Annotated in this window: 7 protein-coding genes; all 7 read right to left on the bottom strand. The window is 45.7% G+C overall.

Annotation, left to right across the window (positions count from 1 at the left end):
• Positions 1-193: 193 nt before the first annotated feature.
• The gene (locus QUB33_RS10750; RefSeq protein WP_333350192.1) at positions 194-1,963 is read right to left on the bottom strand and encodes an adenylate/guanylate cyclase domain-containing protein; all 1,770 of its coding nucleotides are present in this window, start codon (positions 1,961-1,963) and stop codon (positions 194-196) included.
• The gene (locus tag QUB33_RS10745; protein WP_190662129.1) at positions 1,960-2,355 is read right to left on the bottom strand and encodes a response regulator; all 396 of its coding nucleotides are present in this window, start codon (positions 2,353-2,355) and stop codon (positions 1,960-1,962) included. The genes QUB33_RS10750 and QUB33_RS10745 overlap by 4 nt, the downstream gene beginning before the upstream one ends.
• 504 nt (positions 2,356-2,859) lie before the next feature.
• Entirely contained in the window at positions 2,860-8,340 is a 5,481-nt protein-coding gene (locus QUB33_RS10740; RefSeq protein ID WP_333350190.1) for an AAA family ATPase, read from the bottom strand.
• A gap of 125 nt (positions 8,341-8,465) precedes the next feature.
• Complete coding sequence (locus QUB33_RS10735; RefSeq protein WP_333350263.1) at positions 8,466-9,149, bottom strand: ribonuclease HII; 684 nt, start codon at positions 9,147-9,149, stop codon at positions 8,466-8,468.
• A gap of 1 nt (position 9,150) precedes the next feature.
• Positions 9,151-11,514 carry an Rne/Rng family ribonuclease gene (locus tag QUB33_RS10730; protein ID WP_333350188.1) on the bottom strand — a complete coding sequence of 788 codons (2,364 nt, stop codon included), beginning with the start codon at positions 11,512-11,514 and terminating at the stop codon, positions 9,151-9,153.
• A gap of 401 nt (positions 11,515-11,915) precedes the next feature.
• A complete protein-coding gene (locus QUB33_RS10725; protein ID WP_333350186.1) occupies positions 11,916-12,044 on the bottom strand; it encodes a hypothetical protein in 129 nt (42 codons plus the stop codon).
• Positions 12,045-12,990: 946 nt separating this feature from the next.
• Complete coding sequence (locus QUB33_RS10720) at positions 12,991-15,756, bottom strand: TIGR03960 family B12-binding radical SAM protein (RefSeq protein WP_333350184.1); 2,766 nt, start codon at positions 15,754-15,756, stop codon at positions 12,991-12,993.
• Between the last annotated feature and the right edge of the window lie 6 nt (positions 15,757-15,762).

Genomic DNA, 15,762 nt, shown 5'->3' with positions numbered 1-15,762 from the left:
GTCGCGGTTTGTAGTGAGGACTAAAGTTCTCATAAAACTCGATCGCACTAAAGCGGTAAGGTACGCTGTGAATGGAGTCCTAGATATAGAAATTTTGCATAAGTTATGTATTGCTCCAACCCTAGCTTTTATTACTTCTTGCTGCCATCCGTTACATCCGTCAAGCGAATCCGTTGCCGAACTTCCTTCTTCCTTAATTACACATTTCCAAATAAATTTCAGCCACCTTATCCCCCGGATTTTGCCGCAAACAATCCGCAAAAAGTCCCGCAGCTTCCCTAAAACTATTCATATTGTACAAACACAAAGCCTCAGTAAAGAGTTGCAGAGTCGCTAACTTCCCCGCTTTAACTTCCGGCACATCCGCATCAAAAACTTCATAAACAGTCACCCATTCAGACTTACCCTTAACCTGAACTTTATCAATTACCCGAATTGCATAATCAGCAGGATTTGTCAAGCGATCGAAAGTCTGCTGAGTAATTAACAGCGATACCCCATAATTTTTCGTCAAACTTTCAATCCGAGAAGCCAAATTAACCGCATCGCTAATCACAGTAACGTCCATCCGGCTTTTTCCGCCCACTATACCCAGAATCAAAGAACCAGTATTGATTCCCACCCCAATCTGAACCGGCACATAACCCACAGAAGCGCGATCTCGATTGTATTCAGCAAGAGTATGCAGCATGGCAATTCCCGCTTTCAAAGCATCATCCGCCCCCTCGCTAAACAAAGCCATAATTGCATCACCAATATATTTATCAATAAACCCCTGATTTTCCACAATCAGCGGTTCCATTCGACTCAGATAAGAATTTATAAATTTGAAATTTTCTGTGGGTGTCATTTGTTCCGAAAGAGTAGTGAAATCGCGGATGTCAGAAAACAAAACCGACATTTCCAACTCCACCGCTTCTCCCAATTTAATATCAACAATACTGTCACATCCCAAAAAAGCTAACAACTCTTTGGGTACAAAGCGACTTGTCGCCTCCGCAATTTCTAATTCTGCATCCAGTGAAAGTTCCAAATTGCAATTGACCTCAAAGAGATCCTCGATGAACTTTTGGCGTTCTGCCTCAGCTTCTTGGCGTTCGGTGATATCTTGAAGAGTGGTGATAGCATAAACAATATTTCCTTGTTGATCGTAGATTGGAGTAGCGAAGATTTCTAGGGGAATAATCTTGTCGCCTTGATGAACTTCGGCATCGTCAGCCGTAGCACTTTCCCCCTTCAACGCGCGCACGCTGGGTAAATTCTCCGTAGGATAATTTTGATTTGTGCCTGCTTGATAGAGTTGATAAACCTCTGACAATTGCTTGGAATTCGTATCCGGCACAACTCCTTTACCAAATATCTCTTTTGCTTTCCGATTGATGTAGTAAGGTTTGCCGTCCGCATCCAGCACACCCACACCAATCGGCATTGCTTCCAAAAACTGTGTCAAGCGATTTTCGTTTTCGTGGAGTTTAGCAATCAGTACCGCTTGCTCGCAGTTGAACTCTACCAACTCCTGATTCATTTGCTGTAGTTGGGCATTTTGTTGTGCCAGTTGTTTATCTTGAAGATAACTATTTAGCGCTTCTCTAACCGTCAATCTCAAATCTTCAGCTTGCCAAGGTTTGGTAATATAACGATATAAATTTGCAGAGTTGATAGCATTGGTTATCGCCTCAATATCTGCTTGCCCCGTCAGCATAATTTTTATAGTTTTAGGCGAAATTATATGAGCCTGTTTCAACAGCTCGTCTCCCTTCATGTCAGGCATAATGTGGTCGGAAATAATTAAAGGAATTTCATCCCCATCCTCTAGCAATTCTTCAATTAACTCTAAGGCCTCTTGCCCAGCTTCAGCAATTTCGATTATATAATCATTGCCAACAGCCTCTTGCAGTTCTGCTTTGAGGCTCCTGAGTACAGTTTTTTCATCATCCACACAGATAATTACCTGTTGACTCATAGTTTAGATAAACCAGATTTAATAGTTTCCAGCAACTCGGATTCTAACCAAGGTTTAGATAAGCAAGAATGGAGGTTAGCCTGTTTTTTTGCTCGGTCAATTGCCACTTGATCGGCTTGACCTGTTAGCATAATTTTTATAACATGGGGGTAGTTTTGGTGAATGCGAATCAGCAACTCATCTCCCTTAATCCCGGGCATTAACCAATCACAGATAATCAGAATAAGGGTAATTTTTTCGTCATAGAGTTCGCTGATTACCTCTAAAGCCTCCTCAGCATCTTCTGCTCCTTCGTAGGTGTAGGCATTCCCAAATTCTGCTGCTAGCTGCGTCCTGAGACTGTCTAATACCATTCTCTCATCGTCAACGCACAAAATAACTGGTTTCGACATCTATTTTTTCTCCTTTTTAATTGTTATTAGTAGCAAAAGTAGTCAAAGTAGTAAAGTATATTAGTAGAACCCATCTTATCTTAAGATGTCAGTCCATTTAAAATTTTAGATTTTAGACTTTGGCGTGAGCGCTCAGTCGAAGGATTTTAGATTGACTCCACAGATGAATCTGGAGCTTGAGCAAGGGTCTAAAATTTTTGCCTGTCCACGAATCCTGTCGGGGCTTGTATCCGTTTTTGGGCGGGGCCACAAGTCAACTGAGCGCCCATCCTCTCCCCCTCCGCCCAGTCACCGACACCCAGAAACTTATATGCGTAGCAGCTTAGCTGAGCATAACGCATCGTACTGCTGTTTTACATCCGTTTTCTATGCGATCGGAGTTATGGGCCTCAAAACGCTTTAACTTTTGAAATCCTATCAATGGGGTAGATTGCAGCTTAGGCGGAACCAAGCAAAATCCGACCCGCTTACTACCTTATATCGTTTGCCAACTCCTTGACCTGCTTATACAGCGCTCATTGGCAGGAAAACATTAAATGTAGTTTTGCCCGGAATTGATTCCACTTCAATTTTTCCCTGATGTTTCTCAACAATCTTCTTGACAATATCTAGTCCCAATCCGCTGCCTTCTCCTGCCAATTTAGTAGTAAAAAACGGGTCAAATATTTTCGCTTTTATCTCTTCTGATATCCCGTGACCGCTGTCGCTAATGCTAATCTTAGCCTGGTCATCTTCAGTCGTTAACTCAATTGTTAGCGTGCCTCGATAATCCATTGCTTGCAAAGCATTGTGAATTAAATTCGTCCAAACTTGATTAAGTTCGTCTGGATAGCACAGTATCGGCGGGATTTCGGCATAGTTTTTGATCACCTCCACTCCCTGTTTGAGGAGATTTTGATACAAGGTTAAGATTGTTTCAATACCTTCTGTAATACTGGCTGCTGTTTTTTCGCCAGACTGTTCGTAGCGGGCATAAGTTTTTAAGGCAAAAACTACTTTTGATGCTCTGTCTGTGGCTGTGTTGATAGTAGCGATGCCTCTTTTTAATTCTGAAAGTTTGTAGGCGATTTCTAAGAGATATAAACTATCGGATCTTTGCAACAAAGGGACAAAGGCATCTATTTCATCATAAACCCCCATGATCACTAGGCGATCGGCTACGGTATCGACACTATCAATCTCTAATTCTTCCAGTTTGCTTCTCAAAGCTCTCTTTAATTTGCGTTCTTCTTTTGTTGATAAGCTTGCTTCTTGTTGGAGAGAACGCTGAAGTAAACTCAAGAAATCCTGTGCTTCTTCTGGAGAGAGAGATTGAAAAAGTGCGGGCAACTGTTCTAAAGTTTGATTCAAGAACTTAGAAACATTTCCTGCCGAGGAGCGAATTGCACCCAGGGGAGTGTTTACTTCGTGGGCAACTCCGGCGACCAGTTGTCCTAAAGCTGCCATTTTTTCTGATTGAATCAATCCTTCTTGGGTGGCTTCGAGATTGTTTAAAACTTGTGATAATTCTTGAGTGCGTTCTTCTACTTTTGCTTCTAAGTTGGTATAGAGTTGGGCATTTTCGATCGAGATGGCAGCTTGCGAGGACAAGACTTTTAACAGGGCTACTCTGTCGGGAGTAAATGCACCTGTTACCAGGTTATTTTCTAAGTAAATTATTGAAATAAGCTGATTCTGTTTGAGCAGAGGAACGCAGAGGATTGATTTAGTTTTATGTGCCTTGATATAAGTGTCATTAGTAAATTTACCTTCACGAGTAGCATCATTTAAAACAACATTTTTGTGAGTCCGACTTACATAATTAATCACTGATAGTGACAGTAAACTACTGCTTTCTAATGAGATTGACTGCAATAAATTGATGCTGTCGCAATCAACTGCACCGGATGCTTCAATCAGTAGTTTACCCTGAGATTCCAATAACAAGTAGCCCACCTGTGCGCCAGCATTCTCAATCATAATTTTCATCAAGTTTCGGAGTAATTTCTCTAGCACAATTTCACCAGCAATGGCTTGAGAAGCTTTGATAACTGTCGCTAAATCTAAAGCTGTACCCGCTCCTGTAGTAGTCTGAGAAGTGGCGAGGCTCGTGCCTGTATTTTTACCAATATTCGCCGCAGATTTAGCCTGTAATTGTGGATATCTTGCTTCTAAATTCTCAACTTTTGCCCTAGCTTGCCAGCGAGTATAGCCGTAGTGTGCTCCTTTGAGATAGGTTTGGGCAATCTCCTCCATACCGCTTGCCAGATAAAATTCTGCTGCTAGCTCATAGGCTAAAGCTTCATATTGAATATATCCGCTGTCTCTTGCTCCTTTAATCGCTCGATCGTAAAGTTTTGCTGCTTGCCAATTATCTCCCAATACTCGCGCTGTTTCTGCTTCTACTAGGTCGTATTTATGCTGGAAATTGAACGGGGCAAGCTCTGCCCATTGCTTCATTTGCTTCTGGTTAAATTCGACTCGCTCCAAGTTTTCCATGAGTTGGGGAGAATACTGAGCGAGCAGGGCAAGAGAATAGTAGAAGTTATGCAGAGCAACATACATAAATCCCATGAGAGAATCTATGTATTCTGCGGCGGCGATCGCATTTTTTACGGCCCCGGCATAGTCTTTGAATAAGTAAGAAAGATTTAGTTTGGCGAGGTAAACCAGACAAAGCAGCGTGCGGTTATTCGTAGCTAGCAAACGGGGCATTATTTCCTCCTCGTTAAAGCTTTCGCCCAGCAAACGAGATGGGGTGGCAGTTGTTTCCAAAAGATTTAAGGTAACTTGCCGCCAGATATTAGTCTGGTACAAAGCATATTCCTGTTTAAGCTTCCATAATTGTTCGCAGGATTGCTGCATTTTTGAGGCGACAGATTCTAGTCCTTCTCCCGTCAAAAATAGGGTGACACAATAAGCTTTAATACAATAACAGGCGTACTCATTGTCTCCTGTGTCCAGTCCGCTTTTACTTCCCTCTAGGAGCAGAGAAAGACTACTTTTTTCGGGGTCTTTCCAGTGTTTAACGAAAGAACAAAATAAGTTATAAACTTTGGCTTTTAGTTCTGTAGCATGATATATATTTACTAGCTTTAGTGCCAATTTTCCGGCGTGATATCCAGTTTCTATGTTGCCTTTTGCCGAACAGATAACAGCATACCCAACATAAGCATAAGCAGCCAAGGCTGAATAACCTTTTTGAATAGTTAGGTTAACCATTGTCAACATAATTAACACTAAAACTCCTGGTTTCGCAAATAAAGCTGACGGAGAAATAGACATTAAAATCCGCATGGCTGCTAGTTGAGAAGCATCAGTCATTTGCGGGAAGCTTTCTAAGTCCATCAGTGTTGGCAGCTCTACGTTACTATCTTCCCCTGTCGAGAGAGAAATTTCCAGTAATTTTAATGCTTCTAAACCCGTTTCTATTGCTTTAAGTGGCTGATTTTGGGCGGTATAAATTTGCACTTTAAGCTCGTAAGCTTTTACCCTGTCTAGCTTATTTGTTGCTCGTTCCAATAGGACTTCAGCTAATGTTTCGGCCTCGTTAAATTTGGTATTTAAATATTGAGCCTCTACAGTTTCATGATAGAGATTTATGGTTAAGTCATACTGCGTTTGCCAGCTTTCTTCGGTTAAGAGGCTTAATCCTGTCTTCAAATATTCAACCGCAGCAGTGTAAGCCGTCGCTGCTTTGGCTTTCTGGCCGGCTATCAAATTTAGTTGGGCAATTTCGTTTCGCTCTTGTTGATGGGTTAGTAGGGGCTGTACGGCCCTGCTTAACCCTACCCCGATATTGAGATGATCGACAATTTCAAATATTTTTTTTGATCGTGTTTCGGGCGAACTGTTCTTGAGCAACAGGCGACCAATTTGTAAATGGATGGCTTGTTTTTCAGATTCGTCAATCAACGAATAAGTTGCTTGTTGGATGCGATCATGTCCAAACTTATAGTGTTGAATTAAAAGTTGACTATCTAATTCTGAGATAGTAAAAATCAACTCAGCATGAATGGCTTTTTTTAGAGCATAGAAAATTTCAGGGGGGGAGCGATCGCAAATAATTGATAGAGTGTTTAAGTCAAACTCTGCACCTATACAAGCTGCCAAACGCAATATCTGTTGAGTAGTGGACGGCAATTTATTGAGTTTGCCAACCATTAATTCTACAACATTGTCAGTAATTGCCCTCGCCTCAATCTGAACAATATCCCAGTGCCAAGTGCGATCGATAAAATCGAAGCTGAGCAGGTTTTCAGCATATAACGTTTTCAACAATTCACTGACAAAAAAAGGATTACCCCCAGTTTTTTTCAGGATTAATTCTGCTAAAGATCGAACCGAATGATCATCGCATTGTAACGTATCAGCAATCAATTCATTGATATGTTCTTGCGCTAAAGGTACAAGGGTAATCTGGTTGACGACAGATACTTGCTGTGAGCGGATTGCTTCCAGAGTGACCATCAAGGGATGGGTAGAATTGACTTCGTTGTCTCGATAAGCTCCAATCAAAAATAGATATTGGGTATCTGCATCCGCCATCATTAGTTGGATAAATTTGAGGGTGGCAGTATCTGCCCACTGCAAATCGTCCAGAAAAATGACTAAAGGATGCTTTTTTGAGCAAAATACCCGAATGAAATTGCCACAGATAAGATTAAAGCGATTTTGCGATTCAATTGCGCCTAATTCCGGCAAGGCCGGCTGTTTGCCCACAATCAATGCAACTTCGGGGATTACATCAATAATGATTTGACCGTTAGCACCAAAAGCATCTAATAATTTTTCTCGCCATTGATTAAGCTCTTCTTCGCTTTCGGTCAATAATTGTCGCACTAATCCCGAGAAAGCACTGACAAGAGCAGAGTAAGGAATATTGCGCTGAAATTGGTCGAACTTTCCAGCGATAAAATAGCCTCTAGCCTTGGTTATCGGTTTATAAACTTCGGATACCAGTGCTGACTTGCCGATACCAGAATAACCAGCAACCAGCATTAATTCTTTACGGGATTGCTGATTATTTTCGGTTTTGCTAACTCTATCGAAGGCTGCTAGTAAATCTGCCACTTCTGCCTCACGTCCGTAAAGTTTCTGGGGAATTTGGAACTTGTCGCAAATATCTTCACTGCCAAGGGGGAAGGATTCTATTTTGCCCTGTGTCTGTAACTGGTTCAAACATTTTTCTAAATCTGCTTTGATTCCGGAGGCACTTTGATATCGATCCTCGGCTGTTTTTGCCATCAGTTTGAGTGCGATATCAGAAATAATTTGGGGAATTTCTCGATTAACCTCATGCGGCGGTACGGGTTCTTTTGCCAGATGGCAATGTACCAACTCCAAAGCATCGTCAGCGACAAATGGAAGTTGTCCGGTGAGCAGTTCGTAGAAGGTAACGCCCAAAGAGTAAAAGTCGGTTCGATAATCGAGAGAACGGTTCATCCTTCCAGTTTGTTCTGGAGAAATATAGGCTAATGTACCTTCTAAAATATTGGGGTTTTTTAGGGTAGGATTTTCACGGGTGAAGACGGTAGCAATGCCAAAATCGATAATTTTGACTTGCCCGGTTTCTGGATTGAGCAGGATATTGGCAGGGTTAATGTCTTTGTGGATAATTTTGGCACTATGAATTTGAGCCAAAATCTCTGCTGTTTGAATAGCGATGTGGAGGAAGTGCTGTAAAGATGAAATATTTGGCGTTTCTACAGGGTTATCCTTCAACATTTCTAAAGAAGTGCCGCCATAATCTTCAAAGATAATGACTAGAGTTCTTTGATACTCACGTAGGCTATAAACTTTGACGAATCCTTCTAGATTTTGGAGATTGCAAGTAATTTCGTATTCCTGCTTGTAGCGGGTAAGTTCAGCAGGATCTGGGTAATCTTGCTCGAGCATTTTGAAGATGACAAGTTGATTGTCCTGTTCGCGAATGCCTCGATAAACCGTTGAATTTGGGCTTTCGTAAATTCGCTCTAGAATCTCGTAGCCTTCAATTTTTAACATTTTGGGTGAATTTTAGAATGTTAATTTTTATGTAAGGTATGGTAATCTGCACCCTCTTGAACAGTCGCTTTTTTTGAGCGGAATTATGTCTATTTAATCCGACTTGTATTATTGACTACAACTAGCTATCTTCGACAGGGACTAAAAGATTGTCGGTGAAAAGCCGATCGCCCGTAACGTTCTAACCCCAATTTATGTTTAGCTGTACCATATCCTTTGTTATTTGTCAAGTCATATTCAGGATACTTAATAGCCATCCGCAGAATTAATTCATCGCGCCAAACTTTCGCCACAATACTAGCAGCAGCAATCTGAATCGATCGCGCATCACCCTTGATCATCGTCTCTTGCTCGACCACCAAATTGGGAATCCTTTGATTCCCATCAACCAAACACAAATCAGGAGTTACACTCAGCTTAAGAATCGCCCGCTTCATCGCCAACAAAGAAGCCTGCAAAATATTGAGGCGATCGATCTCTCGCACCGAAGCCGCACCAATTTGACAGTCAACCGCCACAGCCCGGATTTTTACGGCTAACCGACTCCGGGCTGCGGCACTCAACTGCTTGCTGTCGCGCACGCCGCAACTTGCTAATTCATCGAGAACTTCGTCGGGCAAAATGCAGGCTGCAGCCACCACCGGCCCGAACAAAGCGCCTCGTCCGACTTCATCCACACCTGCAATTACTAGAGTGTTCGAGGGAGAGGGGGAAAGGGGAAGATGGAAAGATGGAAAGAGAGTAAAAATTTCTACTTCTTCCTTCTTCCCTCGAACCTCTGACTTCTTCCCTCTTCCCTCGGACTTCATATCACTCATCCACAACCGCTGACGAGCGGCGGCGGCGGCGGCGGTTGATAGCAGGCTCCTCGGGTTCGCTGGGTTCGCTGGGTTGGCTGGGTTCGATCGGCTCATGGGATTCGATCGGCTCATGGGATTCGATCGGCTCATGGGATTCGATCGGCTCATTGAGTTCGATCGGCTCATAGGATTCGATCGGCTCATAGGATTCGATCGGCTCATGGGATTCGATCGGCTCATGGGATTCGTCCATCACATCGCTGGCTTCCTCAATCGGATCAAAATCATCAGTTTCGTCGATCGAACTCTCGCCATAAATTTGGGCCTCATCATCATCCTCAGAAAAAGCAGGCTCAACTACCGATCTTTCTGGATAATAATCCCGTTCCTCAACATTCTCTGCAGGCGCCGCCGCTTCAAATTCAAATTCGAGCTGCTCGAAAGGCGGCTTGTTCGGGGCCGCTCCGGGGAGAGTCACCGAAACGATCGCATTCTTAGGATTTTTCACGCTGCGATCGGTAAGCACCAAAGGAGAAACCCCCATCAGAGCATAAACATCCTGCTCCTCCGCCGTCATTTCCACCGAAATCACCTCAGGAGGCTCCACCATCGGCTTCATCAACTCAGACTTAGCCGGACGCACGCGATCGAAATCCTCGCGCCTGCCAACAGTCGCCATATTCACCAGCCCGAAGCCCTCCGACGCGGCCCGGATGCCGGGGGGTGCCAGATACTCAGAGCGGGTATCCGCGACGGGCGCGCTCGGAGTATTCGGCAGCCGCAACTTGCTGCGTACCGGTTCCTCCTCCGCCGGGAGAGCAAAAGGCTCTTCGCCGATCCGGCGGCGACGGCGGCGTCTAGTTCCGTTCCCCAAATCCTGATAGCTGGGATGGTTGAGCAAGTCCAAAGGCGAAGCGTTACTGCCGGTCTCAAAATCCAAACTTTCGCTCTGACTCTGAGGTTCCCAAGCAGCCCGAGCAGGTTCGGGGGGGCGTTCTTCCCGCACTGGTGCAGGAGTTGCAGCCGCCACAGGCGTCAAACTGCGGCGTTCCAATCCTTCGGGCAAATTCAACAAAACGCGGTTCGACGTAGCAACAGTGCGATCGGCCGATTCCCGCACCGCTGCGGCGAAGTCTTCTTCCCCGGGCAAGCGCACCAGATGACCCAACCCGCTGCAAGTAGGACAACTGTGGCCGAACAACTCGTAAATATTTTGACCTTGGCGCTTGCGAGTCAGTTCTACCAGTCCCAATTCCGACAGTTGAGCGATTTGCGGTCGAGCTTTGTCAGCTTTGAGAGCTTTATTGAAATGTTCCAGCACCTGCAACTGATCGCGGCGGGATTCCATGTCAATAAAGTCAACAATAATCACCCCGGCAATATTGCGTAACCGCAGTTGTCTAGCAATTTCTGTTGCTGCTTCGCAATTTGTCCAGAGTACCGTTTCCCGAGCCGTCGCCGATCGAGTAAACGAGCCGGAGTTGACATCGATCACCGTCAGCGCCTCAGTCGGCTCGATAATCACATAACCGCCCGAAGGCAAATCCACCCTCGGTCTGAGGGCTTCTCGAATCGCAGCGTTAACCCGGAAAAATTCTAAAATCGAGGCGCGCTCTCGGTGGTGGTCGATCAAAACTCCCGCAGGAAGTTTACCGCCGTTCCAGCTCATCAACTGCTGCTTCACCCGCTTAATTCCATTCTGCGAGTCAACCACAATCCGATTCACGTCACCGCTGAACATATCTCGCAGCACCCGCTGGATAAAATCGTCATCCCGGTTGAGCAGTGCCGGCGCCCGCGAGGTACCGCCTTCGAGTTGAACGGCTTCCCACTGTTTTTGGAGGACTTCCAAATCTTCCATGATCGCTTCTTCCGTCATCCCTTCAGCTTCGGTGCGTACCAGCAGCCCCATTCCGGCCGGTTTCACCAAAATTGCCAGAGCTCTGAGGCGGTTGCGCTCGGCTTCCGACTTGATCCGCCGCGAGAGATTGACTCCCCTGCCGTAGGGCATCAGTACCAAATAGCGGCCCGGCAGGGTAATGTTGCCTGTCAGCCGGGGGCCTTTGCTGCCCGTCGGTTCTTTCATTACCTGTACCACCACTTTCTGCTGGGGGGTCAGGAGTTCTGTAATTGCTCCTGCCGAGCGTTTAAGGCGCAGCGGGCCGAGGTCTGTGACGTGCATAAACCCGTTACGTTCTGGGTCGCCAATATTGACGAATGCCGCATCTATCCCAGGGAGTACATTTTCAACAATTCCCAAGTAAATGTCACTGACTTGGTGGCTGCCTGTGGCTACCACAAGTTCTTGGATTTGATCTTCTGAAAAGACGGCAGCAATGCGATGCTGCTCTGCTATAACTATCTGCTTTGTCATTCAATTTCCTCACAAAACTGGCAGCAAGTTAGAGACACTTACGCACTCATAGTGCCTCTGACTTTCACTGTAATTAGTAGTGGCTTGAAGAGTTATTAGCTGTGAGTTGGTGCAGGGTGGAAGAAAATTTAACTGTTGACCGTTCACTGTTAACTGTTGACTGTTCACTGTTAACTGTTACAGATAAAGTAGTTAAACCCGCCCTTACAGAGTTATGAGTTATGCTCAGCAGATAAATCTGAGAGATTGAAATAAGGAGGCTTTTATCGAGTTAGCAATATTGAGATTTGAGTTGAGAATTGCGAAATCAATACTCAAAATTCAACACTTACAACTCTTCCTTTGAACTCAGCGAATAAATTCATTGACACCGTACCAATTTCTTAACACACAACTTAACACTACGAACTGATAACTCCGCTTGCGTGGTGGTTGAGGCCTGGTTTTGAGCGAAAGTAGGTAGGAGTGAAAGCGCCTAGACTTTTGTGGAATTCTTGTGCGATCGCACTCAACATACCCCAGCTTGGCATTCGACTGCAACCTCCGCCCCTGCCAACCCTAAAACCTCGTCAGTCGATTTTAGATTTTAGATTTTAGATTTTAGATTTACTCCACAGATGAATCTCGGAGATTGAAATTTAGTCTAAAATCTAAAATTTTGGTTCTCCACGAATTAAGTCGGGGGCTTATCTCCGTTTTTTGACGGGTCAGTCGATTTTAGATTTTAAATTTTAGATTTTAGATTTACTCTACAGATGAATCTCGGAGATTGAACTAGAGCCTAAAATCTAAAATTTTTGGTTCTCCACGAATTAAGTCGGGGGCTTATTTCCGTTTTTTGACGGGTCAGTCGATTTTAGATGTTAAATTTTAGATTTTAGATTTTAGATTTACTCCACAGATGAATCTGGGAGATTGAACTAAAGTGTAAAATCTAAAATTTTTGGTTCTGCACGACTTAAGTCGGGGGCTTATCTCCGTTTTTTGACGGGTCAGTCGATTTTAGATTTTAGGTTTTAGATTTTAGATTTACTCCACAGATGAATCTGGGAGCTGGAACTTTAATCTAAAATCTAAAACTTTTGGTTTTCCACGACTTAAGTCGGGGACTTATCTCCGTTTTTTGACCCGTCAAAAACATCTATTGTTGAATACCCGCTCTGCGGTTTGAACCGTGAGATTTTTGAATAAGCCGACCACCGACAACCAGTCGATCGATCGAAATTAATCGCTAAATTTGGTTCAGACCCCGCTCCTGCGGGTTTGGCACTAGATTTAGCCCGTGAATGTACAACAAAAAGGCTTGAAGTCTTGAACAGAAGCAATTTGCACCCAGCCCGCGTTGCTGGTTGACGAGGGTGGCGAGCGACTAAAGCGCTCGAGCCGCCGCGGCTTCCATAACAAGCGATTATAGCGTGAAACGACACATCCCGATCGAGAGCCGAAGGTGAAATATTCCACCACGGCTTCCCTATCTTAACCATAACCCAGGATTAGCTGACTACGCTCAACCTGCAGAAGCTGAATTTCCTGCTGGCTGACTTGTTCGACCATGAAAACAATATGTTCTGGCTTAAGCAAGTTGCCGTCGCTGCGACAACTCCCGGTAAAGCGCAAGACAGCTCTACCTTCCGATGTAGCACTCCTAGCCGAGGTGCTGCTGTCTGGTTTCTGCTCTACAAGTTCTAGTTTGTGCAGCCTTTCGCGCAAATTGACATCCTGCGTCTTTCCCGACTTAGTAGTGTGCACCCGCCAAAAAGCCTCAGTTTCGACGATCGCCTTGACCCAAGCTTCCCAGTTGGCATCAGGAGCCACGGAGACAGGAGCAGCATTTTCCCGACCTAATTCACCATTTTCTGTCAACGAGCCTGCGGAGGCCACAGTAATTACGTACTCCGCTGCTTCTAACAACTGGTTAGCAGAAGGAGCCTTGAGATCGATCGACTCAACCTTGTAAATCGGAATATTTTCCGGCAGCTTAGCGGCCAACTTTTCCCGAAAACTCTCAATATCGATCGGCTCAGTGAGTTCAAAGTCGGCAATTTCCCCAGTGCTGGTAACACCCAGAGGCAGAGCATTTGCCAGAGAAATCCGAGGGTTCGGGTGAAACCCGCCGGTAAACGAAATCGGCAAATCGGCTCTGCGGACTACTCGATCGAACAATCGAATCAAATCCAAATGACCAACCAAAGCCATATCGCCCACCTTCCCGAACCAAACCCGCAAACGCTGTTTCCGCTCCGTATTCGGGACAAACTCCCCAGCAAACTCAGGAATTGGCAGCGCATCCACAACCACATTGTGTCCGAAATCGGTGCCGCAAACCCCGCAGCGCGAACACCCTTCAAAGGAACAGTCGGGAACAGTCGCTGCTTCTAAAGCCTTTTGCAAGTCAATTTTCAGCCAGTTTTTGTCGATTCCCGTGTCTAAATGATCCCAAGGCAGGGCCTGATCGAGAGAGAGGGGGAGAGAGGAGGAGGGGGAGAGGGGAAGATCCCGAGAATTGGGAAAATCTTCCTTGATTTCTCTTCCTTCTTCCTTCTTCCTTCTTCCTTCTTCCTTGTCAAAAAGATTCCACTCGCCGCTTTCGACTTGGCGGTATTTCCAGGTAAGGCCCGATTCATCGATCGCCTGAGTCCAAGCTTTGTAAGCCTGATCCAAGCTTTCCCACCACGCATCCATACCCGCGCCAAGTTCCCAAGCGCGGCGGACTACAGCAGCCAAACGCCGATCGCCCCGTCCGACAAAATCCTCCATTGCCGAAATCCGCACATCAGTGTAATTCACCTTGACGCCCCGCATTCCCCGAAACTCTTCCTTCAGGAGTTTTTGCTTGCGGGAAAACTCAGCAGTAGAAACCGAGTGCCACTGAAAAGGAGTGTGAGGCTTAGGCGTAAAATTAGAAATTGTCAAGTTAAAATTCAGTCCCCGCCTGCCATTGATCCGGCATTCCCTGTGCAGCCAGCGGACTGTTTCGGCGATGCCGAGAACATCAAAATCTGTTTCTCCGGGCAAACCGATCATAAAATACAGCTTGATTTTATCCCAGCCGCGATCGACCGCAGTTTTGACACCCCGAAGCAATTCTTCGTTGGTCAAACCTTTGTTCACGATGTCGCGCATCCGCTGAGTACCAGCTTCCGGCGCAAAAGTCAAACCGCCTTGTCGCGTACCGCCGAGAATGTCGGCAATATTATCGTCAAATCGGTCAACCCGCTGGCTGGGTAGAGACAGAGAAATATTTTTATCTTTCAGGCGATTTTTGATTTCCATCCCGACTGCTGGGAGTGCCAGATAGTCGGAACAACTCAGGGAAAGCAGGGAAAACTCACTGTGCCCGGTGGCTTGCATCCCCTGTTCGATCGCCTCTACGACTTGCTGCGGTTCGACATCGCGCGCGGGGCGAGTCAGCATTCCCGGCTGACAGAAGCGACACCCGCGGGTGCATCCCCGGCGGATTTCTACTGTCAGTCTGTCGTGAACTGTCTGGACGTAGGGAACCAGGCCGATCGAATAAGCTGGTATGGGAGTTGCTACGCGGCGCAGAATTCGTTCTGGAACTTGGGGGTGATTGGGATGAACCGAACCGTCGGCCGCCATATCGTAGAATTGCGGGACGTAGACGCCTGGAATTTGCGCTAAATCCAGCAGCAATGCTTCTCGGCTCAAATTATTTGTTTTGCCTTCTGCCAAAATCAAGCCAATTTCTGGCAGCAACTCTTCTCCATCACCCAAAGCGATGAAGTCAAAAAAGTCTGCGTAGGGTTCAGGATTGGAAGTTGCCGTTTGCCCGCCAGCAAAAATCAGCGGCATTTGACCGTTTTGGCGATTTGTCGCTCTTTCTTGCCAAGTTAGTGGAATGCCGGCTAAATCCAGCATTTCCAGAATGTTTGTGGCTCCGAGTTCGTAGCTGAGGCTGAAGCCCAGAATATCAAATTCTGTGAGCGATCGCCTCGATTCTACGGCAAACAGCGGAGTTTTGGTCGATCGCAGTTTTGCTGCCAAGTCGGGGGCGGGCAAATAAGCCCGATCGCACAACTGTCTTGGCCCTGCGTTCAAAATGTTGTAAAGGATGATGTGCCCCAGATTGGAAGCACCAACTTCATAAACTTCTGGGTAAGTGAGAACCCAGCGCACCAACGCCTCGTCCCAAGGCTTGTGCGTAGCCCCCAATTCGTTTCCCAGATAACGAGCAGGCTGATTAATGTCTGCTGTAAGTAATTCTTCGACTTTTACTGCCACGGCTCG

Source organism: Microcoleus sp. B3-A4, from assembly GCF_036705385.1.
Taxonomy (GTDB): Bacteria; Cyanobacteriota; Cyanobacteriia; order Cyanobacteriales; family Microcoleaceae; genus Microcoleus.
Note: the sequence above shows the minus strand (reverse complement) of the source record. Positions and strands in the feature narration are given on the sequence as shown.

What these genes read in the sequence shown, in the direction of transcription:
- QUB33_RS10750 (WP_333350192.1), bottom strand. Translation starts at nt 1,963, where the DNA reads ATGAGTCAACAGGTAATTATCTGTGTGGATGATGAAAAAACTGTACTC.
- QUB33_RS10735 (WP_333350263.1), bottom strand. Translation starts at nt 9,149, where the DNA reads ATGAAGTCCGAGGGAAGAGGGAAGAAGTCAGAGGTTCGAGGGAAGAAG.
- QUB33_RS10725 (WP_333350186.1), bottom strand. Translation starts at nt 12,044, where the DNA reads ATGCCAAGCTGGGGTATGTTGAGTGCGATCGCACAAGAATTCCACAAA.
- QUB33_RS10745 (WP_190662129.1), bottom strand. Translation starts at nt 2,355, where the DNA reads ATGTCGAAACCAGTTATTTTGTGCGTTGACGATGAGAGAATGGTATTA.
- QUB33_RS10740 (WP_333350190.1), bottom strand. Translation starts at nt 8,340, where the DNA reads ATGTTAAAAATTGAAGGCTACGAGATTCTAGAGCGAATTTACGAAAGC.
- QUB33_RS10730 (WP_333350188.1), bottom strand. Translation starts at nt 11,514, where the DNA reads ATGACAAAGCAGATAGTTATAGCAGAGCAGCATCGCATTGCTGCCGTC.